The organism is Roseococcus sp. GW821-FHT12F05 (assembly GCF_058806835.1).
The window spans coordinates 1-19553 of record NZ_JBXAQB010000020.1; the positions used below are offsets into that span (position 1 = coordinate 1).

19 protein-coding genes, 2 pseudogenes and 1 other annotated feature are annotated in these 19553 nt (G+C 67.6%); of the genes and pseudogenes, 8 read left to right on the forward strand and 13 right to left on the reverse strand.

Going from position 1 to position 19553, the window contains the following annotated elements; genetic code table 11:
* The 11 genes from AC1ROY_RS30700 to AC1ROY_RS30750 all read right to left on the reverse strand — a co-directional run.
* Positions 1-317 (reverse strand): recombinase family protein (locus tag AC1ROY_RS30700; protein WP_493152752.1); only part of this gene is annotated, 317 nt, incomplete at its 3' end.
* Complete coding sequence (locus AC1ROY_RS30705) at positions 317-1120, reverse strand: DUF3489 domain-containing protein (RefSeq protein ID WP_493152753.1); 804 nt, start codon at positions 1118-1120, stop codon at positions 317-319. The genes AC1ROY_RS30700 and AC1ROY_RS30705, both read right to left, overlap by 1 nt.
* 620 nt (positions 1121-1740) lie before the next feature.
* Positions 1741-3723, reverse strand: coding sequence for an OmpA family protein (locus AC1ROY_RS30710; protein ID WP_493152754.1), 1983 nt, complete (start codon positions 3721-3723; stop codon positions 1741-1743).
* Positions 3724-3748: 25 nt separating this feature from the next.
* On the reverse strand, positions 3749-4510 hold the full coding sequence (locus AC1ROY_RS30715) for a carboxymuconolactone decarboxylase family protein (protein ID WP_493152755.1): 762 nt from the start codon (positions 4508-4510) through the stop codon (positions 3749-3751).
* 224 nt (positions 4511-4734) lie between these two features.
* Positions 4735-5100, reverse strand: coding sequence for a c-type cytochrome (locus tag AC1ROY_RS30720; RefSeq protein ID WP_493152756.1), 366 nt, complete (start codon positions 5098-5100; stop codon positions 4735-4737).
* The gene (locus AC1ROY_RS30725) at positions 5101-7332 is read right to left on the reverse strand and encodes a xanthine dehydrogenase family protein molybdopterin-binding subunit (protein ID WP_493152757.1); all 2232 of its coding nucleotides are present in this window, start codon (positions 7330-7332) and stop codon (positions 5101-5103) included.
* 10 nt (positions 7333-7342) lie between these two features.
* A complete protein-coding gene (locus tag AC1ROY_RS30730) occupies positions 7343-7789 on the reverse strand; it encodes a (2Fe-2S)-binding protein (RefSeq protein WP_493152758.1) in 447 nt (148 codons plus the stop codon).
* A 58-nt stretch (positions 7790-7847) separates the two neighbouring features.
* Entirely contained in the window at positions 7848-9014 is a 1167-nt protein-coding gene (locus AC1ROY_RS30735; RefSeq protein ID WP_493152759.1) for an alpha/beta hydrolase, read from the reverse strand.
* 4 nt (positions 9015-9018) lie between these two features.
* Positions 9019-10227 (reverse strand): MFS transporter, encoded by a 1209-nt coding sequence (locus tag AC1ROY_RS30740; RefSeq protein WP_493152760.1) that lies wholly within the window; start codon positions 10225-10227, stop codon positions 9019-9021.
* Positions 10224-10637 carry a cyclophilin-like fold protein gene (locus AC1ROY_RS30745; protein WP_493152761.1) on the reverse strand — a complete coding sequence of 138 codons (414 nt, stop codon included), beginning with the start codon at positions 10635-10637 and terminating at the stop codon, positions 10224-10226. The genes AC1ROY_RS30740 and AC1ROY_RS30745 overlap by 4 nt, the downstream gene beginning before the upstream one ends.
* A gap of 30 nt (positions 10638-10667) precedes the next feature.
* Positions 10668-11075 carry a (R)-mandelonitrile lyase gene (locus AC1ROY_RS30750; protein WP_493152762.1) on the reverse strand — a complete coding sequence of 136 codons (408 nt, stop codon included), beginning with the start codon at positions 11073-11075 and terminating at the stop codon, positions 10668-10670.
* Between the two features lie 130 nt (positions 11076-11205).
* Between AC1ROY_RS30750 and AC1ROY_RS30755 the strand changes: the two genes are divergently transcribed.
* From AC1ROY_RS30755 to AC1ROY_RS30765, 3 genes are all read left to right on the forward strand, one after another.
* Positions 11206-12102: a LysR family transcriptional regulator gene (locus AC1ROY_RS30755; RefSeq protein ID WP_493152763.1), complete on the forward strand. Its 897-nt coding sequence runs from the start codon at positions 11206-11208 to the stop codon at positions 12100-12102.
* A 270-nt stretch (positions 12103-12372) separates the two neighbouring features.
* The gene (locus AC1ROY_RS30760; RefSeq protein WP_493152764.1) at positions 12373-12768 is read left to right on the forward strand and encodes a hypothetical protein; all 396 of its coding nucleotides are present in this window, start codon (positions 12373-12375) and stop codon (positions 12766-12768) included.
* Positions 12668-13821, forward strand: a protein-coding gene (locus AC1ROY_RS30765; protein WP_493152765.1) for an IS3 family transposase whose coding sequence is annotated in 2 segments (ribosomal slippage) — positions 12668-12881 and positions 12881-13821 — 1155 coding nt in all. Because the reading frame shifts where the segments join, the coding sequence is not laid out codon by codon here. The genes AC1ROY_RS30760 and AC1ROY_RS30765 overlap by 101 nt, the downstream gene beginning before the upstream one ends.
* Positions 12874-12990 (forward strand) — a sequence feature (AL1L pseudoknot). (Overlaps the previous gene by 117 nt.)
* Before the next feature lie 35 nt (positions 13822-13856).
* Here AC1ROY_RS30765 and AC1ROY_RS30770 read toward each other — a convergent pair.
* Positions 13857-14069: pseudogene (locus AC1ROY_RS30770) on the reverse strand (integrase core domain-containing protein); the annotation flags it as partial.
* A gap of 59 nt (positions 14070-14128) precedes the next feature.
* Here AC1ROY_RS30770 and AC1ROY_RS30775 point away from each other — a divergent pair.
* From AC1ROY_RS30775 to AC1ROY_RS30790, 4 genes and pseudogenes are all read left to right on the forward strand, one after another.
* Positions 14129-14258, forward strand: a pseudogene (locus AC1ROY_RS30775) (IS5/IS1182 family transposase); the annotation flags it as partial.
* A 124-nt stretch (positions 14259-14382) separates the two neighbouring features.
* Positions 14383-15450, forward strand: coding sequence for a prolyl aminopeptidase (gene pip, locus AC1ROY_RS30780; RefSeq protein ID WP_493152766.1), 1068 nt, complete (start codon positions 14383-14385; stop codon positions 15448-15450).
* Between the two features lie 44 nt (positions 15451-15494).
* Complete coding sequence (locus AC1ROY_RS30785; RefSeq protein WP_493152767.1) at positions 15495-16289, forward strand: alpha/beta hydrolase; 795 nt, start codon at positions 15495-15497, stop codon at positions 16287-16289.
* A gap of 31 nt (positions 16290-16320) precedes the next feature.
* Positions 16321-17178 carry an SDR family NAD(P)-dependent oxidoreductase gene (locus AC1ROY_RS30790; protein WP_493152768.1) on the forward strand — a complete coding sequence of 286 codons (858 nt, stop codon included), beginning with the start codon at positions 16321-16323 and terminating at the stop codon, positions 17176-17178.
* A gap of 90 nt (positions 17179-17268) precedes the next feature.
* Here AC1ROY_RS30790 and AC1ROY_RS30795 read toward each other — a convergent pair whose 3' ends face one another.
* On the reverse strand, positions 17269-18432 hold the full coding sequence (locus AC1ROY_RS30795) for a mandelate racemase/muconate lactonizing enzyme family protein (RefSeq protein WP_493152769.1): 1164 nt from the start codon (positions 18430-18432) through the stop codon (positions 17269-17271).
* 154 nt (positions 18433-18586) lie between these two features.
* Here AC1ROY_RS30795 and AC1ROY_RS30800 point away from each other — a divergent pair, with 154 nt between their 5' ends.
* Positions 18587-19516: a LysR family transcriptional regulator gene (locus AC1ROY_RS30800; protein WP_493152770.1), complete on the forward strand. Its 930-nt coding sequence runs from the start codon at positions 18587-18589 to the stop codon at positions 19514-19516.
* Positions 19517-19553: the final 37 nt, after the last annotated feature.

Sequence of the window (19553 nt, forward strand, 5' to 3'; positions counted from 1 at the left end):
TCCGCGGCCCGGATCGAAACGCCGTCCTCCAACAACTGCGACAGCGTGTGCGCCCGGCGCGTGATGCGGTCGAGGCGCGCCGCCACCAGCACTGCGCCTAGCTGCCGGCTCTTCAGCAGCGCCGCCTGGAAGCCGGGCCGCCGGTCGTCCTTGCCGCTGGCGATGTCGATATGCTCCGACACCAGCGTCCAGCCCTGGCTCGCCACGAAGGCGCGCACGCTCGCCTGCTGGGCCTCCAGACCCAGCCCGCTCTGCCCCTGCTCCGCAGTCGAGACCCGATAGAGCCCGACCGCGTAGCGTGTTCCTACCGCCCGCATCAGCCGGCGGCGACCGGGCTAGTGACGCGATAGATGCTATAGCTGCCCTTGGCGCCCTGCTTGCCCGAGCCGACCTGCTTCACGCGCTCCAGCACCTCGACCGTGTGGCCCTTCTTCTTGAGGCCAGCAAAGAAGCCGCGGACCGTGTGCTGCGCCCAGCCCGTGGCCTCCATCACCTGGGCGATGGTCGCGCCCTCCTCACGCCGGAGCAGGTCGAGCACCGCCGCCTGCTTCGTGCCCTCGCGTGGCTTGCGCAGGGCGTCCTGGGCGCGAGCGGGCATCCGCCGGCCCAGCGACGCCTTCAGGGCCGTCAGGGCTGCCTCCAAACCGTCCTGCGCTTCCCAAGCCGCCACCACCGCCGCCGCGGGACCTCGCAGGCCCTGACGGCTCGTAGTGGGCGCCGCAGTAGCCTGCTGGTCGCCCTGTCCTGCCACGGCCAGCTCGGCCTCGTTCTCGGCGTCCAGCGCCTCCTGCTGCAACTTGAGCTCGCCAGCCTCTTCCGCCTCGGTCAGCTCGCGGGGCTCAGTGCCGATCTCGCTCGGCTCCGTGGCCTCGATGCCGATGGCGCGAAGGCCGTCGCTCGTGATGCGCAGCGTGATCGGCGCGCCGTCATCGTCCTGCCGCCACGCGAGGTCGCGGTGCTCTGCCGCCGCCGGCACCTCTTCGAGCAACAGGTTCTTCAGCATGCTTCGGAAGACCGCTTGGCGTGCCGCGGAGGGCGGCTTAGGCGCGCTCGCCAGCAGCGCCGGATGGCGGCTGGCCTCGCTGAGGATAATGGCCTGGGTATCGGAAAGCTTCGTCATGGCTGGGCTCCGGTCGGCACCCGATGAGCCGGGTACTACCAGCCCGAGCCCCGCGAGCCGAAACCTGGCGAGGCCGCGCCAAATCCTGCGCGTGCCTGACCATTCGCTCGGACAACCGCAGAAGCCAAGCAATGCATGCGATCACAATATTGCTATCTGATCGCCATGATTTGCTCCTGGAGCAGCGGCACGCCGAACCGCCGCATGACGGTGCGCTTGGCCGAGGCGTCGCTTATGCTCAGATCAGCATCCTCGGCTTCGACGGCCGGATCGAGCTCGAGGCGCTGCGGCTCTATGGACTGCCAGAAGCGGCGCCCGCGATGCTCTATGGTGCCCTTCGGTACCGATCGAGGCGCGCAGCCTGGCCCTGGAAACCAGTTGGGACCTGCTGAGCCTCGCCGCTGGTGCGACCGCGAACATCGACGTGACCGTGACTTGCGCTCGGCGGGGCGACTTCGCCGATGCCTCGCTCAACACCAGTAGCATCGCCTTCGTGCTCGGCTGCTATATGTGGTCGAACAACAGCATGTTGGTCAAGGCGCGCAAGGTCAGCGCGTTGTCGGTGGATCCCTCGCGGGGCCGCTGGCGTTGCAGGTGACGAAGCGAAGGTGCCGTAGATGTCAGCCACCGAGACGTTGCGAAGGCATATCTGCCAGCACAACGATATCGTGGCCAATGCTATCGCAGCCGGATGTCAACGCGCTGGTTCCGTCGCGCGTGGCGCTTACCACCACCGGACTGTCCGCGCCACGCGAGCCGACGTCGAGGGACGCGTGGGGAATGCCCCGTCGCTCGAACTCGGCCGCAACGACGCGTGCACGGCGCAGCGCTAGTTCCGTCGGCGAGACGCCACCATCGCGACGCGACTGAGGCTGTACCTCGGCAACGTCGAGATGGGCGATGACCTCGATCCGGGCAGGTCGCGTCCGTTGGCTCGCTTCGACGAGGTCGGCTATTACCTGCCGGGCCCGTTCTGTCAGCTCAGAGCGACCGAAATCGAATAAGATGCGGACCGGCTGATCGGCTCCCAGCGCGAGCTCAGGAAACGGCACGCCTTGGGAGAGGCTGGCCTGATGCAGTTCGCGCAGCCGGTCCTCGGGAATGCGCTCGATGATCGGCGCGAGCTGCGCAAGGGCCTGCGGCAGCAACGCGGCAAAATCCCGCCTGATATCCTCGGGTGCGCCGACGATCAGGCCGAGCTCCGCCAAACCCTCCTCTGCTGGGCCGCCGAGCCGCACTGCACAGCCAAGCAGCGCCAAGGCGAAGACGCGTCCCTCGCGGATGCTGTGCAGATCCCTCGCCTCGGTCCCGAGCTGCACCGGATAGTTGATGCACCAGTCCGTCAGGAACGTCGGCACGATTGTGCGTAGGTTCTCGGCAAAGGCCGGGGAGCGCATCCGGCTGAGCGTGTATGAGACGTTCGCACTGAGCTCCATCAACTCCTCGCCCATTGGGGCCGGCCTACGGGCAGTCTGGCGGTAGCGCAGGATCCGTTCGGAGGCGCGCATGATGTCGTCGATCGCCCGGCGATGTTGTCCGCGCGTGTGGGCGAGACGACCGAACAAATGGTAGGCCAAGACCACCGGCGAAACGAGGCTCGCCGCCTCTGGCTCGACGTCGAGCAGTGGTAGGATGCGGCCGAAGGTAGTGAGCCGCCACTGATCGGCGCGGTTCAGAATATTCTCGGGGACCGGGCGCCCGTCCCAGTTCATTGTTGCTTCCGTGTACTCAGCCCAGAGGAGAGCAGATTCCACCAATAGGCTCCTAGGGGCTAGTGTCCTCGCGTTTTGCGCATGCCGCCTGCTAATGCGCGCGAGGTCACGTGCGAGCTGGAGATTCCCGAGCGATCGAAAGGTGAACGCAAGCCGGCTCGCCGATGTCGCGTGCCAAGTCTGCGCCTCGGCATCATCCGGATGCCGCCGCGCCCACTCCTCGGTGGCCAGCGATAGCCGGAAGCGCAGTTCCCGCCGATACTCCGTTGTATGATCGTAAGGCTGCAGTGCCTGCGCCGCGGCGTAATACTGGATAAGAGCCTCGAGCCGGTGGTCACTCAGCGCGGAGATTTCCGCCCCATCTGGGGCTAGCCTTCGTTCGAGCGACGCCAAGATATCGGCGGCCCGCGACCTGTTCGACAGGAGTAGCTCTGCATCCGCGAGAAGGTTGGTAATCCGGCCGAACATCGCGAATATGACGCCATCGGCAGGTGCAGAGCCGATTGAACGCTCGATCGACTGTTCCAACTCGAGGAAGATTGGACGCAGGGTCTCCGCAGCTTCCTCGACATGCCCAGTGCGCAGCAACACTCGCGCCAAATCATGGTGCGCAACCAGTCCAGCGCGAGCGAAGTCCTGGTCAGTCTGGCCGGCCATGCGCGACGGCGCCGTGGCCTGGAACAGCATGTCGATGCGAACCGAGCCGGTGAAATACTCGGCGGGGCCTCTCCTCGAAGGCTGCGCACCGGCCCGTGCAATCCGAAGATCGCCCTGCTCGCTCGGAGTCACCGCGGCCGGCCTCGCCGCCTGGGCAGGCGCGGTGCTGTTTGCATGCGCGCCCTGGGCGAGAAGCAGGGACATGGTCAGGCCAAGCATGCCAATTCGCGTCATCACGATGTTCCTTTGATCTAATGGGTCAGCTCGGGCGGCCATCGAGGACAGTCTTCAAGACCGGCACGGCCGAGAAGGCGTTGGGCCAGCCGGCGTAGAAGGCGAGATGCGCCACGACCTCCGACGCCTGCGCGCGGGTCAGGCCATGATCCATCGCCCGGTTCAGGTGGAACGGAAGTTGGGCCGACTGGCCGGCGGTGATCAGGGCGCTGACCGTCACCAGGCTGCGATCGCGCGGCGCCAAATCGGGGCGCAGCCACAGGTCGCGAAACAGCGTCTCCGTCGTGAACTGGTCGAGGCCCGGCGCGGTGGGCCGCACCGTCTGGGCGACCAGATTCGCGCGCCGCGCCTCGCTCGCCTGATCCAACGGCAACAGGTCAGGCTGCGCCGCGGGCAGTCGGTCTGTCCCAATGCCGCGCGCAGCGAAGATCTGCCGCACCGCCGGGATGGCCCCCATCGCATTGCCCCAACCGGCATAGAAGGCGAGATGGGTGATCAGCTCGGAGACCTCACCCGGCGTCACGCCGCTGTCGAGCGCGAGACCGAGGTAGCGCGGCAATTCCGTCGCCTGGTTGCGGGTGATCAACGCCGCAAGCGTGACGATGCTGCGGTCCCGCGGAGACAGATCAGGGCGGCGCCAGAGATTGCCGAAGACGGTCTGCTGCTCGTAGCGCTCCAGCGCGGGCGATACCGCTTGCAGGGAGCCAGCCTGCGGCGCCCCCTGAGCCTGGGCGAGCGATGCGCCAAGAAGTGCACAGGACATGACGGCAAAGGCAAAGCGCTTCATCTGTTCATCCTTTCTGACAGGCAGGTGGAGGATTGGTCGATCGGCTTCCGGACGCGGCCAAGGCGCGTCGGGCCTGTTCGGGCAGCCGGCGCTCTTGGCGGGCGGATCGACCGCGGTCCGGACGATCCAACCTCATGCGGCGCCTGCGTCATGCTGTTGCCGCGGCGCAGTGTCCGCCGGCGCCAACGGTCATACCGCCAGCACATCCATGAACGGTCCGCACGTCACGGCGTGGCCAGGAAGGCGATGATGTCGCGTCGATCCTGTTCGGACGGCACCCGGTTCACCATGCGTGTGCCGCGCACCATCGCAGCCGGATTGGACAGATAGCTGTCGAGCGTTTCGGCGTTCCAGGTGATCCCCGCCGACCGCATGGCCGGCGAGTAGTTGAAACCCTCGACCGCACCGGCGGCACGCTGCATGACGCCCTGGAGGGTCGGACCGACGCCATTGCGGGGCTGAGCGACCTGGTGGCAGGCGGCACACTGACGCTGAAACACGGCGCGGCCCCGCGCGGCATCCTGCGCTGCCGCGGCATGCGGCAGCGTCAGGGCAACGAGGGCGGCGCCGATGAAGAACATCGTCTTCATTCACACGGCTCCAAACCGGGTTTTGGACAGGGGAAGGCTACGGATGCGCTGCCCGGTGAGGGCCGCGACGGCGTTGACCACGGCCGGCGGTACGCCAGGCAGACCGGGTTCGCCGATGCCGCCCATCGGCGCACCGCTCTCGACGATGCGGACATGCACGCGCGGCATCCGATCCGGTGGCAGGATGCGATAGCCATCGAAGTTGCGTGCCTGCGGCGTACCGTCCTCGTACACCACCTCCTCCAGCAATGCCGAGGACAGGCCAAGTGCGACAGCCGATTGCACCTGCGCCTCGATGATGGCCGGGTTGACGATGCTGCCCGGGTCGATCGCCACCCAGACATCGTGCACCAGCACTTCGCCATCGCGGATCGAGACCTCCGCGATGGTCGCCACCTCGCTGCCGAAGGGCGAGGCCATGGCGACACCGCGGGCACGCCTGGTGCCATCGGCGGTCGTAAACGGGCCGCGCCGCCAGCCATCCGAGAGTTCCCCCACCGCCTCCAGCAGCGCGCGGTGACGTGGGCTCTCGGCCAGCAGGCGCAGCCGCAATGCATAGGGATCCTGGCCCCCCGCATCGGCGATCTCGTCGAAAAACGTCTCGTAGAAGAAGTCGTTCATCGAATGCCCGACCGAGCGCCAGAAGCCGATCAGCGCGGGGTCGATTTGCAGCACATGCGCGACGCTGCGATTCGGGATGGCGTAGCGCTTGCCGGCGATGCCCTCCACCGCCGAAGGATCGGCCTTGTCCGACTGGCGCCCGAACCAGCGCCCGACCGGACCCTCGCTCACGGCCTCGGCCTGCAACGCGACGGGCAGGCCCTGCGCATCGAGCCCGGCGCGGAAGCGCGCGAGCGCCATCGGGCGCAGCGCGTCGCGCAGGAACTCCTCCTCCCGGCTCCAGATCAGCTTGACCGGCCGGCCCACCGCCTTGGCCAGCAGAATGGCCTGCGGAAAGGGGTTGGCGCTGTCGTACAGGAAATGGCGGCCGAAGAACCCGCCGAGTATCGGCGAATGGATCCGCACCTTCTCCGGCTCGATCCCGCCGACTGTCGCGGCGACGCGCTGGAACATCTCCGGCGCCTGGTTCGGCAGCCAAAGATCGAGCATGCCATCCGCATTCCAGCGCGCGATCGCCGAGGGCGGCTCGAGCTGTCCATGCGCGAGATAGGGCGCGTCATAGGTCGCCTCGACCACCCGCGCCGCACCGCTCAGAGCCGTCGCGGCATCGCCATGCGTTTCGGCGGCCGTACCGGGGCCGGGTGCGGCGGCCAGCGCGACGCGCCGCCCGGCCGAGGAGAAATCCGCAGGCATGACATGGCGCGCGTCGGGTGCCGGCTCTGTCCAAGTCACCTGCAGCGTCTCGACCGCGCGGCGGGCGCGCCACCAGCGATCGGCCAGCACGGCGACGGCGCCGGGCAGGCGATGGATGGAGTGCACGCCGGGCATGGCGCGCACCTCCGCCTCATTGGCGAGCGCGCCTGGTTCCATGCCAAGGCGTGGGGCGTGCTGCACGGCCGCCTGCAACATGTCCTCGACCGTCAGGTCGATGGCATAGACGGCCTTGCCGGTGGATTTGGCGCGCATGTCCAGCCGCCCGACGGGCTTGCCGATCCAACGGAATGCGCTTTCCGCCCGCAGCGGGACGCCATCGGGCGCAGGCAGGGCGGCGGCGTCGGCGGCGACTTCGCCATAGGCCAGGCTGCGCCCCGATGCGGCATGGATGACGCGACCGGGTTCGGTCGAGAGGCTATCCAGCGGCACGCCGAGGCGCGCAGCCGCCGCTTGCAGCAGCATGTGCCGTGCGGTGGCGCCCAGGCGCCGCATCGCGGCGTAGCTCGACCGGACCGAGAAGCTGCCGCCGGTGAAGCGCCCGCCGTTCACCATCAGGTAGTCCGCGCCGGGCGGGGCGCATTCGACCGTGAAGGCGGTGGGCTCGACGTCGAGTTCCTCGCCGACGATCTGCGCGAAGGCGGTGGTGACACCCTGCCCGCCTTCGACGAAGGGGCTGCGCAGCAGCACGCCGCCGCCGGGGCGAATTTCCAGGAAGGCCGGCACGCGGGTTCCGGGCGTGATGGCGGGCGCCGTGGCGCCTTGGGCGCGGGGCGCACTGCGCGGCAGCGCCACGCCGAGCACAAGCGCGCCAAGCGAGGCGCCAAGCACGCCGCGGCGGGAGAGATTGGCCGGCCGATCCTGCGGAAGACGGGTGGGCGCGTTCATGATGCCGTCCATGGTCTTTCCCTCAGCCCTGGGCGGCCTGCCGCACGGCGGCAGAGATCGCGTTGTAGGTGCCGCAACGGCAGAGATTGGTCATCGCGGCCGCGATGTCCTCCGTGCTGGGCTGCGGGGTTTGGGTCAGCAACGCGGTCGCCGCCATCACCTGGCCCGACTGGCAGTAGCCGCATTGCGGCACCTGGTTCGCGACCCAGGCGGCCACGACCTTCTGGCCGACCGCATCCGCCTCGATGGCCTCGATGGTCGTGATGTGCTGGCCGGCGACGGCATCGATGGGCGTGACGCAGGACCGCGTCGCCTGGCCGTCGACCAGCACAGTGCAGGCGCCGCACTGGGCCGCGCCACAGCCATACTTCGTGCCGGTCAGGCCCAGCTCGTCGCGAAGCACCCAGAGCAGGGGCGTGTCGGCTTCGCTGTCGACCTGGCGGGCGACGCCGTTGATGAGAAGGTCCATGCTGATTCTCCTTGTTGGCGTCGCGCCCTGCGGCGCGCTCTGGGCTGTCCGATGGGGCTCAGGCGAGGTGCCGGTTGAAGAACGCAGCCAGCTTGTCGAACGGGATCAGGTTCACCCGGTCGTACAGATCGACGTGTCCTGCGCCCGCGACGTAGTGCAGTTCCTTCGGTTCCGCCGCGCGCCGGTAGGCGTCCTCGCTGAACTCGCGCGAATGGGCCTGGTCGCCGGTGATAAACAGCATCGGCCGCGGCGAGATCGTCTCGATGTCGTTGAAGGGGTAGAAGTTCATGAACTTGACATTGCTGGTCAGCGTCGGATGCGTCGTGGTGCGGCGCGTGGCGCCGGGCGGCGTATATTCACCACGCGGCGTGCGGTAGAAATCGTAGAATTCGCGCTGGATCGGGTGCGTCTCCGCCGTCAACTCATGCACGGTGCCGCCTGTCAGTTGCACCTCGGCGCCATTGAACTCCGCGTAGCGCTGCTCGGCCGCCTGAGCGATGATGGCCTTGCGCTGCTCGACCGTCTGGCTGTGGTTGAGCGCATCGCGGTTCGCCGCACCCATGTCGTACATGCTGACCGTGGCGATGGCGCGCATGCGCGGGTCGATCTTGGCGGCGCTGATGACGAAGCTGCCGCTGCCGCAGACACCGATCGCGCCGATGCGTTCGCGGTTGACGAAGGGCTGGCTGCCGAGGAAATCCACGCCGGCGCTGAAGGCCTCGGCGTAGACATCGGGCGAGACGAGGTTGCGCGCCTGGCCTTCGCTCTCGCCCCAGAAGGGCAGGTCGATGGACATGGCGACGAAGCCCTGCTCGGCCATCTTCGTGGCATACAGATTGGCGCTCTGTTCCTTCACGGCGCCCATGGGATGCCCCACGATGATCGCCGGCGTCCGCGCATTGCGATCGAGGCCGCGGGGGGTGAACAGATTGCCCGCGACGTTCATCTGGTACTGGTTCTTGAAGGTGACCTTCTGCGAGGTCACCCGGTCGCTGGTGTAGAAATTGGCGGCACCATTGGACATGTCTTGAGCCTTTGCGGAGGAGATGTGGCGGAAGGCCAGGGCGGCGAAGGTGCTGGCACTGGCGAGCTTCAGCAGGTTGCGGCGCCCGCCATCGGGGCTGTGCTGCTGGGGCTGGGTCGGGACGGGGCGTGGGTCATGCATCGAGGTGTCTCCTTGTTTGTGGTTCGCGACTTTCGCCGCAATCGGGATTGAGGGGTCCATCGGGCTAGGCCCTGACGGATGAGGCCGTGGCCCAGCGCCAGCTCAGCAGCGTGAGAACGGCAGAGGCCGTCAGCATCGCGGCGCCGGCGCCAAACGTGCTTTGGTATCCGACGATGTCGAACAGCAGGCCCCCGACGGATGCGCCGAGCGTGATGCCAAGCTGGATGGTCGCGACCATCAGGCCGCCACCCGCTTCGGCATCCTCGGGCAAGGTCCGGCTCAGCCAGGTTCCCCAGCCGACGGGGGCCGGCGTGCTGATCAGTCCCCAGGCGCCGATCAGCGCCACCGTGGCCGCCTGCCAATGGCCGAGGGTCAACAACGCGATCGCGATGGCCGCCATCACCAGCGGAATGGCGAAGAGCACGCCGGGCAGGCTGCGCCGCAGGAACCAGCCGACCGCATAGGTGCCGATCAGGCCGGTCACGCCCAGGATGAGGAGGGTGAGCGACAGCAGCGTGACATCGACGCGCGTCACGGTTTCCAGGAACGGCCGCAGATAGGTGAACAGCGCGAACTGCCCCATGAACAGGAACAGGATCGCAAGCATCCCCAGCGCGACCTGGGGGCGGCGCAGCAGCCGGAAAGCCGCGCCGCCGCCTGAACGCCGCTCGGCCGGCATCGGCGGCAGGGTGGCGCGCAGCCAGGTAAAGGCGATGGCCGCGAGCGGGACGACGCAGAAGAAGGTGCCGCGCCATCCGATCTGCGCACCGAGGAAGCTGCCGAGCGGCGCGGCGACCGTGGCCGCCAGGGCATTGCCGCCGTTCAGGATCGCCAGCGCCTTCGGCACATCACGGTTGAGCACCAGCCGCATGACGGTCGCGGTGGACATCGACCAGAAGCCGCCGATGGCGATGCCCAGCAGCGCACGGCCAGCCATCAGCACGGCATGGTTCGGGGCGAAGGTCACGATTGCGCCCGATGCGATCATCAGCATCGTGAAACCCAGCAGCACGACACGACGATCGATCCGCCCCACCACCAAGGAGACGAACAGGCTGGTGACGACCGCGAAAATGCCGGAGACGGAGATGGCCTGGCCGGCCTGCCCTTCCGTCATGCGCAGATCCGCGGCCACCGGCGTCAGCAGGCTGACCGGCAGGAATTCCGAGGCGATCAACGCGCCCGCGCAGAGTGTCATGGCCAGCACTGCGCCGGAGACGGCACTACGGGAGGTCACGGTCTCTGCTTCATGCGCCGCCAGAACGCGGTTCACTGAACGCGTTCCAGGCGGATGGTGACCGGGCCCGGCCGATCGAAGATGGAGACGTCGCCGTTGACATGGCCGAGCGTGACGATGCCGGGCGAGGGCACGCGCCCGCTGCGATAATAGATCACGAAATCGCCCGAGCTCCACAGCCCCAGGGTCCCGACCGCAAAGTCCTGTCGCCGTTCGGTGGCCGGCAGGGGCTCAGGCAGGCGCCCCGTCTTCTCCTGGCGCAGGTGGTCGCGCATGGAGATCGACAGCGGCAGCATCTGCACGAGCCTGCGCGTCGCGGCATTGTCGAGCAGCTCACCCGTGACATCGCCCCATTCGGAAGAAATCCGGACGCGCTCATTCGCCAGGACAGGGGCCGCGGTGGTGAGGGTGGTCATCAGCGCAACGCCGATCATGGACTTGAACATGCGGGAATCTCCTCGGAAGGGCGTCGATCGTCAGGCGGCCGGGCCGGCGCCGTACTGCGCGTCGGTGACATGCTGCAGCCAATCCACGGGCGAGCCGTCGAGCTTTTCCTGAATGGCAATGTGGCTCATGGCGGTGGTGGCGGAGGCACCGTGCCAGTGCCGCTCACCAGGCGGAAACCACACCACGTCGCCGGGGCGGATCACCTCGATCGGCCCATCCTCGCGCTGCACCCAACCGCAGCCGGCCGTGACAAGCAGCGTCTGGCCGAGCGGATGGGTGTGCCAGGCCGTGCGCGCGCCCGGCTCGAAGGTGACCAGGGCGCCGGCCGCCCGGGCCGGTTCCGGCGGGCTGAACAGCGGGTCGATGCGGACGATGCCGGTGAACCAGTCGCCCGGACCCCGTCCTGACGGCTGTGTGCCTGCGCGTGTGATCTCCATGGTCAGCCTCCCTCGATGGCCGGGAGCCCGGGCCACAACGAGGCCTGGACTATCTGGAGGGAAGGTAGGGGGTGGGGTGGCGGGGGATTAGCCGGTATAACCCGCACGAGCCTTGAAGCAGGACTTCATAATGCCCAGGACGGATCTCAACGATCTCCAAGCCTTCCGGCTGGTCGCGACCGAGCGCAGCTTCACTCGGGCCGCGGCCCAGCTGGGGGTCTCCCCCTCGGCGTTGAGCCAGTCGCTCCGGGCGCTCGAGGCACGGCTCGGCCTGCGGCTGCTGACCCGCACCACCCGCAGCGTCGCCCCCACCGAAGCCGGGGAGCGCCTTCTCCGCACCCTCGGCCCGGCCTTCGACCAGATCGAGGACGGGCTCGCCGCACTCGGCGACCTGCGCGAGAAGCCGGCCGGCACCATCCGGATCACGGCCGGCGAACACCCGGCCGATACCGTCCTGCTGCCTGCCCTGCAACGGCTTCTGCCGAATTATCCGGACATCAAGGTCGAGGTCGATGTCGACAATACCCTGTTGGACCTCGGGGCCGGTCGCTACGATGCGGGCGTGCGCCTGGGCGAGCAGGTGGCGAAGGACATGGTCGCGGTGCGCATCGGGCCGGACATCCGCCTGGCGGTCGTGGGTGCGCCGTCCTACTTCGCGCGGCATCCCACGCCACGGACACCGCAGGATCTAGCCGCGCATAGCTGCATCAACCTGCGCCTGCCGACCCTTGGCGGGCTCTACGCTTGGGAGTTGGAGAAGGACGGGCGCGAGGTACGGGTGCGGGTCGACGGGCAGCTGGTGTTCAACATCTCGCCCCCGCTCATCAAGGCCGCACTGGCGGGGCTCGGCCTGGTCTGCGTCTTCGAGGACCAGGCGCAGCATCACCTCGAGGCCGGGCAACTCGTTAGGGTGCTGGAGGATTGGTGCCCGCCCTTTCCGGGGTACCAACTGTACTACCCCAGCCGCCGCCAGCCCACGCCAGCCTTCGCCTTGCTGGTCGAGGCACTACGCTACAGGGGCCGATAGCACGGCGGTGGTGCACACGAGCGGTTTGGGGCGAAGGGGAGGTATGCGATCGCCTGTGCCACTCTGCGAGACGTCTCTCATCGCACCCAGCGAAGGTTGGAATCCGGTTCCCACCGCTGTGCTCCAGTCGCACCCGCAAATCCTCTGCGGTTCCCGCGACTTACCGGCGTTTGCAGGCGAATGGGCCGGCGTGTTGAGCGAAAATGTCCAACATTTCGTCCAACACGGTATGCCGCCCATGCCCGACTACCTCACCCAAAGATGCTCCACTTGGCACTTCGTCCGCCGCGGCCGGAGGAGTTCGCGGCGCTGGACCGACGCGGTGTCATCCGCCACTCGACCCAAATCCGGGTTGCGGACGACCGCATGGGCCGGCGCGCCATGCGGGTCGCGAGCCGGCTGAACGAAGAGCTGGAGCAGGAGTGGAAAGCGCTGGCGAGTGTCCACACTGCCTCAGACGCCAACCGCTATAACGACGCACGCTGGCGCGCACGCGAGCTGGGCTATGATTACATCCCGACGGAACAGCTCGTCGTGGCGCCGCTCGAGAAGATTCTCGAGCGGCTTGAAGCTTTGGCTGCGCGCGGCCTGGTTCAGGATCCCGGCGCACGCGCGGCCGTCCGCCCAGACGCTGAACGATTGGGTCAAGAAGGTGGAGCGCGATAGCGGTCGCCGACCTGGCCCGACGACGGAGATGGCCGCCAGGCTCAAGGCCCTCGAACGGGAGAACCGGGAGCTTCGGCAGGCCAATGAGATCCTACGCAAGGCGTCTGCGTATTTTGCCCAGGCGGAGCTCGACCGCCGGTTCAAGCCATGATCGCCTTCATCGATGATCATCGTGGGGTCTACGGGGTCGAGCCGCTCTGCAAGGTCCTGCCGATCGCCCCCTCGACCTATCATGCCCATGCCGCCCGGCGGCTCGATCCATCGAAGCTCCCGGCACGTGCAAAACACGATGCGGCCCTGATGCCGCAGATCCAGCGCGTCTTCGAGGAGAACTTCCGCGTCTACGGCGTGCGCAAGGTCTGGCGGCAGCTGCTGCGCGAAGGTCACGATGTAGCCCGCTGCACGGTGGCGCGCTTGATGCGCCACATGGGCCTGCAAGGCGTGATCCGCGGCAAGCCTGTCCGGACCACGATCGGTGACCAGGCAGCGCCTTGCCCACCGGATCACGTCGGGCGGCAGTTCAAGGCTCCGCACCCGAACACGCTTTGGGTCTCCGACTTCACCGACGTGGCGACCTGGAAAGGCTTCATCTACGTCGCCTTCGTGATCGATGCCTATGCTCGCCGGATCGTTGGCTGGAGGGCGTCGCGGACCGCGCAGGCAAGCTTCGTTCTGGATGCCCTGGAGCAGGCTCTCCATGAGAGACGGCCCCTACATCGCGGTGGGCTCGTGCATCACAGCGACCGGGGCAGCCAATACGTCTCGATCAAATACACCGAGCGCCTGGCCCAGGCCGGGTTGGAGCCTTCGGTTGGAAGCGTCGGTGACAGCTACGACAACGCTTTGGCCGAAACCATCAACGGTCTCTACAAGGCCGAGGTCATCCACCGACGAGGGCCATGGCGCCCCTTCGAGGCCGTCGAGTTCGCTACCCTCGAATGGGTGGACTGGTTCAATACCCGCCGACTTCTCGAACCCATCGGCAACATCCCGCCCGCCGAGGCCGAAGATCGCTACTATACCTCGCTGGAGACGACAGTCAGGGCCGCGTGACTCAAACCAACAGCCTCCGCAATTCCCGGAGCGGTTCACCGCTCGATGTAATCGAACACATCCACCCTCGCTGCGTCGCGCGAGCGATAGACTTTGCGGGCGGTGCGCTCGGTCTTCAGCGAGGAGAAGAAGCTCTCCATCGTGGCGTTGTCCCACACGTTGCCGGATCTGCTCATCGAGCAGGTGATGCCCTGGTCGCGCATCAGGCGCTGGAAGCCGTCACTGGTGTATTGGCTGCCCTGGTCCGAGCCCTGCGTTCCCTCGACACGCAGCCGCAAGGTGCCCCACCCCGCATGATGCCGGCCTCCACCGCATTGAGATCGTGTTGGAGGGCATCGAGGACTGGCGACGTATCGCTGCGCGTTTCGACCGGTGCGCCCACCTTTTTCAATGCCATTGCAATTGCCGCCACGGTCATCTTCTGGATCAAGCAATGAGTCCCGAGCCTAGGGTGAAAACCCAATCAGAAAGGGCCGGATTGAGTTGCTTTACTACAGTCCGCTTTTCGGCTGGCAGGCAGAGTGGAAGGATGCGTGGCTGACGATCCTTGGGGGAGCCTGAATGCCGGAGTTGCGCACCTTCTATCCGCCTATCGAGCCCTACGAGACCGGTTCTCTCGATGTCGGAGGCGGCCACACGATCTACTACGAGCGGGTCGGCAAGCCAGGTGGCAAGCCGGCCGTGTTTCTGCACGGCGGTCCGGGAGGCGGCATTTCTCCGTCCCATCGTCGTCTCTTCGACCCTGAGCGGTACGACGTCCTCCTGTTCGATCAGCGTGGCTGCGGACGATCCGAACCGCATGCCGACCTGGAGGAGAACACGACCTGGCATCTCGTTGCCGACATCGAACGCCTGCGTGAGCGCATCGGGGTCGAGAAATGGCTGGTCCTCGGCGGCTCGTGGGGATCAACCCTGGGCCTCGCCTATGCGGAGACCCATCCCGACCGCGTGAGCGAGTTGATTCTGCGCGGCGTCTACACGGTCACGAAGGCGGAAATCGACTGGTACTACCAGTTCGGCGTCTCCGAGATGTTTCCCGACAAGTGGGAGCTTTTCCAAGCGCCCATCCCCCAGGAAGAGCGCCACGACATGGTGGCCGCCTACCGCAGGCGCCTCGTCGGCGATGACCCGGTCGTCCAGCTTGAGGCCGCCAAGGCATGGACGATCTGGGAGGGAGAAACGATCACGCTCCTGCCCGATCACGGGTTGTCGGCGCCATTCCACAACGGCCACTACGCGCTGGCATTCGCCAGGTTGGAGAACCACTATTTCTCGCATGGGGCATGGCTGGAGGAGGGGCAGCTGCTCGCGAACGCCGGGCGCCTCAAAGGTATTCCGGGCGTCATTGTTCATGGGCGCTACGACATGCCGTGCCCAGTCCGCTATGCACACGGTCTACACAAGGTATGGCCCGACGCGGAGTTTCATCTGATCGAAGGGGCAGGTCACGCCTTCACGGAGCCAGGGATCCTGGATCGGCTGATCCGCGCGACGGACAAGTTCGCAATAGCCGTCCCGGCGGCTAGACCTACGGCCTGCCTTTCGGCTCTCGACCTGACTGCGTTGAATGTCTCGGAAGGGTCGACGGATATCGACCCACAGCGGACCTACGCCGATCGCTTCAGCTGACCCAAAAGGGCATCAGGAGTTGTCTGACAGACGGTGCCATAGGCGTGGCGAGCTGGACAGCAACAGGCCAGCTCAGGGAGCGCAGAATCGATGCTTACGATGAGGGAGCGGAGGACATCGTCCGACTTACAGCGGTGACGACGTTCGTGCTCGTCCCCGGAGCGTGGCTCGGAGGCTGGTGCTGGCGCGGCGTGGCCGCGCAGCTCCGCGGCAGTGGCCACGCCGTGATCGCCGCAACGCTGACGGGCCTCGGCGAGCGTGCCCACCTCCTCGGCCCGGAGGTGGGTCTAGGCACGCACGCCGCCGACGTAGCCAATCTTCTGAAGTATCGCGACCTAGCCGATACGGTGCTCGTCGGCCACAGCTACGGTGGCGTCGTGATCACCGCCGCGGCTGAGCGGGTGCCAGGCCGCCTGCGCGGTCTCGTCTACCTCGACGCGTCCACGCCTGCGGACGGGCAGTCCAACAACGACGTGCTGGGCCCGAACATGGCGGCGCGGCTGCGGCTGTCTGCCGAGCAGGACGGCGAAGGATGGCGGGTGCCGCCTTTCCCGGTAGCGGGATGGAATCTGCCCGATGCCGTGCGCCCCTGGGTCGAGGAACGGCTCACGCCGCACCCGTTGCGCAGCCTGGAGGAGCCGGTCCACCGGCGCTCCGGCGCCGCGGCTGAGCTGCCGCGCGCGTTCCTGCGTTCGTCCGTGCGATCGGCTTTCTACGCAGAACTCGCTGCCCGGGCGGATGCGGAGGGATGGACGTGCCGCGACCTGTCCGGGGGACACTACCCCATGCTAACCGTCCCGCAGGTCGTGGCTTCCGCCCTCGCCGAGCTATGGCCCTAGCTTGTTCGTTCCTCCAGCAGATATGGCGCCCATGCCGGACATCCCTGACAGTCAGAGCCCGATACGCTTCGATGAGCAGGTCGTGGTCGTCACCGGCGCCGGACGTGGGCTGGGCGCGGCCTACGCACGCCTGATCGCTGCGCGCGGCGGCGCCGTCGTGGTCCACGACGCAGGCGTCGCCCAGGACGGGACCGGCTTCGACCCGGCGGTCGCGGACGGTGTCGCGGCCGAGATCGCTGCGTCCGGCGGCATCGCCGCGGCCTGCCACGAGAACATCGCGAACCCAGCCGCCTGCGCTCGGGTGGTCCAGTGCGCGCTCGACCGCTTCGGCCGCCTCGACGCCCTGATCCACAACGCGGGCCTAGTGGTGTTCGCGAGCCTGGAGGAGACTGACGACGCACTCTGGGACCGCATGGCCGCGGTCGGTATCGACGCGCCGCTGCACCTCGCGCGCGCCGCAGCGCCGCACATGCGTCGCGCCGGCTACGGGCGGATCGTGCTGACCACCTCCGGCCGAGCGATGCGCGTCGAGAGCTGCCTGCCCGGACTCGTCGCCTACTCTGCCGCCAAAATGGCCCAGATCGGCCTCATGGTTGGCTTGGCGGCGGAGCTGGGCGAAGCGGGCGTGCGCGTGAACGCCATCTCGCCGGTCGCCGCGACTCGCGTGCTGCGCCGGAGCGCGCCGGAGCTGCTACCCGAGTTGGTGGCACCGGGGGTGGCGTTCTTGGCGTCGGCGGCCTGCACCACCTCCGGCACCATCCTGCATGCGATAGGCGGCCGGTTCTCCGCGTCGAGGTGGGACCACACCGCGGATGTTGATCTCGGCTCGGCTCCAGCCTCAGTGGAAAACTTCGCGGCGCGATGGCAGCGAATTTCAGGCTTACTATGAGGTGCAGGTCAGGCTCAGCAGACCGCAGCCGAGACAGCACCGGATGTCTGGTTTCCACCCATCTCGGTCATTCCTGATGGGGTTTTTACCCTAGGCGGCGAGTTCGCGCATGACCTTGCTCAGGTCCGACTTCCCCTCGAACCCGATGCCCGGCAGGTCGGGCATGACCACGTGCCCGTCCTCGACGCGCACGCCGTCCGGGAAGCCGCCATAGGGCTGGAAGAGGTCGGGGTAGCTCTCGTTGCCACCGAGCCCGAGCCCGGCCGCGATCATCAGCGACATCTGGTGCCCGCCATGCGGGATGCAGCGCGACGGTGACCAGCCGAACTGGCGCAGCACCTCCAGCGTGCGCAGGTACTCGACCAGCCCGTAGGAGAGCGCGCAGTCGAACTGCAGCCAGTCGCGGTCCGCCCGCATGCCACCGTAGCGCAGCAGGTTACGCGCGTCCTGGTGCGAGAAGAGGTTCTCGCCGGTCGCCATCGGGCCAGGGTAGAACTCCGACAAGGCGGCCTGCAAGGCGTAGTCCAGCGGGTCGCCCACCTCCTCGTACCAGAACAGCGGATAGTCGCGCAGCATCTTGGCATAGGCGATGCCGGTCTCGAGGTCGAAGCGGCCGTTCGCGTCGACGGCGAGCTGCGCCTGGCTGCCGATCTCGGCCAGCACCGCCTCGATCCGGGACGCGTCCTCCGCAATCGAGGCGCCACCAATCTTCATCTTGACCACGTTGTAGCCGCGGTCGAGGTAGCCGCGCATCTCGGCCCGCAGCGCCTCATTACCCTTGCCCGGGTAGTAGTAGCCCCCGGCCGCATAGACGAAGACGCGGGGGTTCGCCTCGCGCCCGTGCCGCTCGGCCAGGAGCCGGAACAGCGGCTTGCCCTCGATCTTCGCGACCGCGTCCCAGACCGCCATGTCGACCGTACCGACGGCGACCGAGCGCTCGCCGTGCCCGCCGGGTTTCTCGTTCGTCATCATCGCCGCCCAGACCTTGGCCGGGTCGATGTTGTCGCTGTTATCGTCGAGCAGGATCTGCGGGTCGGCTTCCAGGACGCGGTTGCGGAAGCGCTCGCGAATCAGGCCGCCCTGGCCATAGCGGCCGTTGGAGTTGAAGCCGTAGCCGACGACGGGCTTGCCGTCGCGCACCACGTCGGTGACCACGGCCACCAGGCTCGTCGTCATCTTGCTGAAGTCGATGTAGGCGTTTCGGATCGGGGACGCGATCGGCTGGGTGACCTCGCGGATATCGACGATGCGCATTCGGCATACCTCCTGTGCCCTTGGGAAGCTGAGCTTCGGCCCTGCTTCCCTTCCTGGGGGCCGCTTTCCCGCGGCACAGCTTCTTGGTAGCGTCGTGCCGGAGCGACCTTCCAATGCCAAGAGTTGCGTTCGTCATGCGCGTTCGGCATCAGCCATGGAGTTGAACTGGCTCGAGGATTTCCTCGCGCTGGCGGAGCACCGGAACTTCTCCCGGGCGGCGGAGGCGCGGCACGTCACCCAGCCGGCCTTCAGCCGCCGCATCCGGGCGCTGGAGGATTGGGTCGGGACGCCGCTGGTCGTGCGCGCGTCGCAGGGAGTGATGCTGAACGCCGCCGGCGAGGTTTTGCGCGAGCGGGCAGCGGGTCTGGTGAGCGACCTGCAGCAGATGCGCCGGGCTGCGCTGAAGGCGGCAGGGCGCGAGGGCGCCGCGCTGACGATCGCCGCGACCCACGCGCTGTCCTTCACCTTCTTCCCCGGCTGGATCCGGTCATTTTCCTCGCTGGAGACGCTGGGCACGCTGAACCTGGTCTCCGACACGATGGCGGCCTGCGAGCGCATCCTGCTGGCGGGTGACGCGGACTTCCTGCTCTGCCACACCCGCGCGGACGTCCGGACCGGCTTGGCACCCGACGCCTTCAGCAGCCTCATGGTCGGCACCGACCGGCTGGTGCCGGTCTCGGCCCCCGACGCCGCGGGCGCGGCCCGATGGGCCTTGCCGGGCACGCCGGCGGCGCCGGTGCGCCTGCTGGCCTACAGCGGCGCGTCGGGCCTCGGCCGCATCCTCGAGGCGACGCAGCGGTCGAGCGGCGAGGCGCTGTCGCTCGATCCGGTGTTCACCGCGCCGCTCGCGGCCGCTCTGCAGACCATGGCGCGCCAGGGCCAGGGCATGGCGTGGCTGCCGCAGACCATGGCCGCCGAAGATCTTGCGGCAGGACGCTTGGTCGACGCCGGCGCTGGCGGCTTTTCGATCGGCGTGGAAATCCGGCTGTTCCGACCGCTGCGACGGCAGTCGACCACCGCCGAGGCCTTCTGGAAGGCAATGTCCGGGCAGTATCCAGCGCCGGCGCAGGGCCGAGGCCCATGATCAGCAGCATTCTCAGTTCGTGCCACCAACCGTGCAA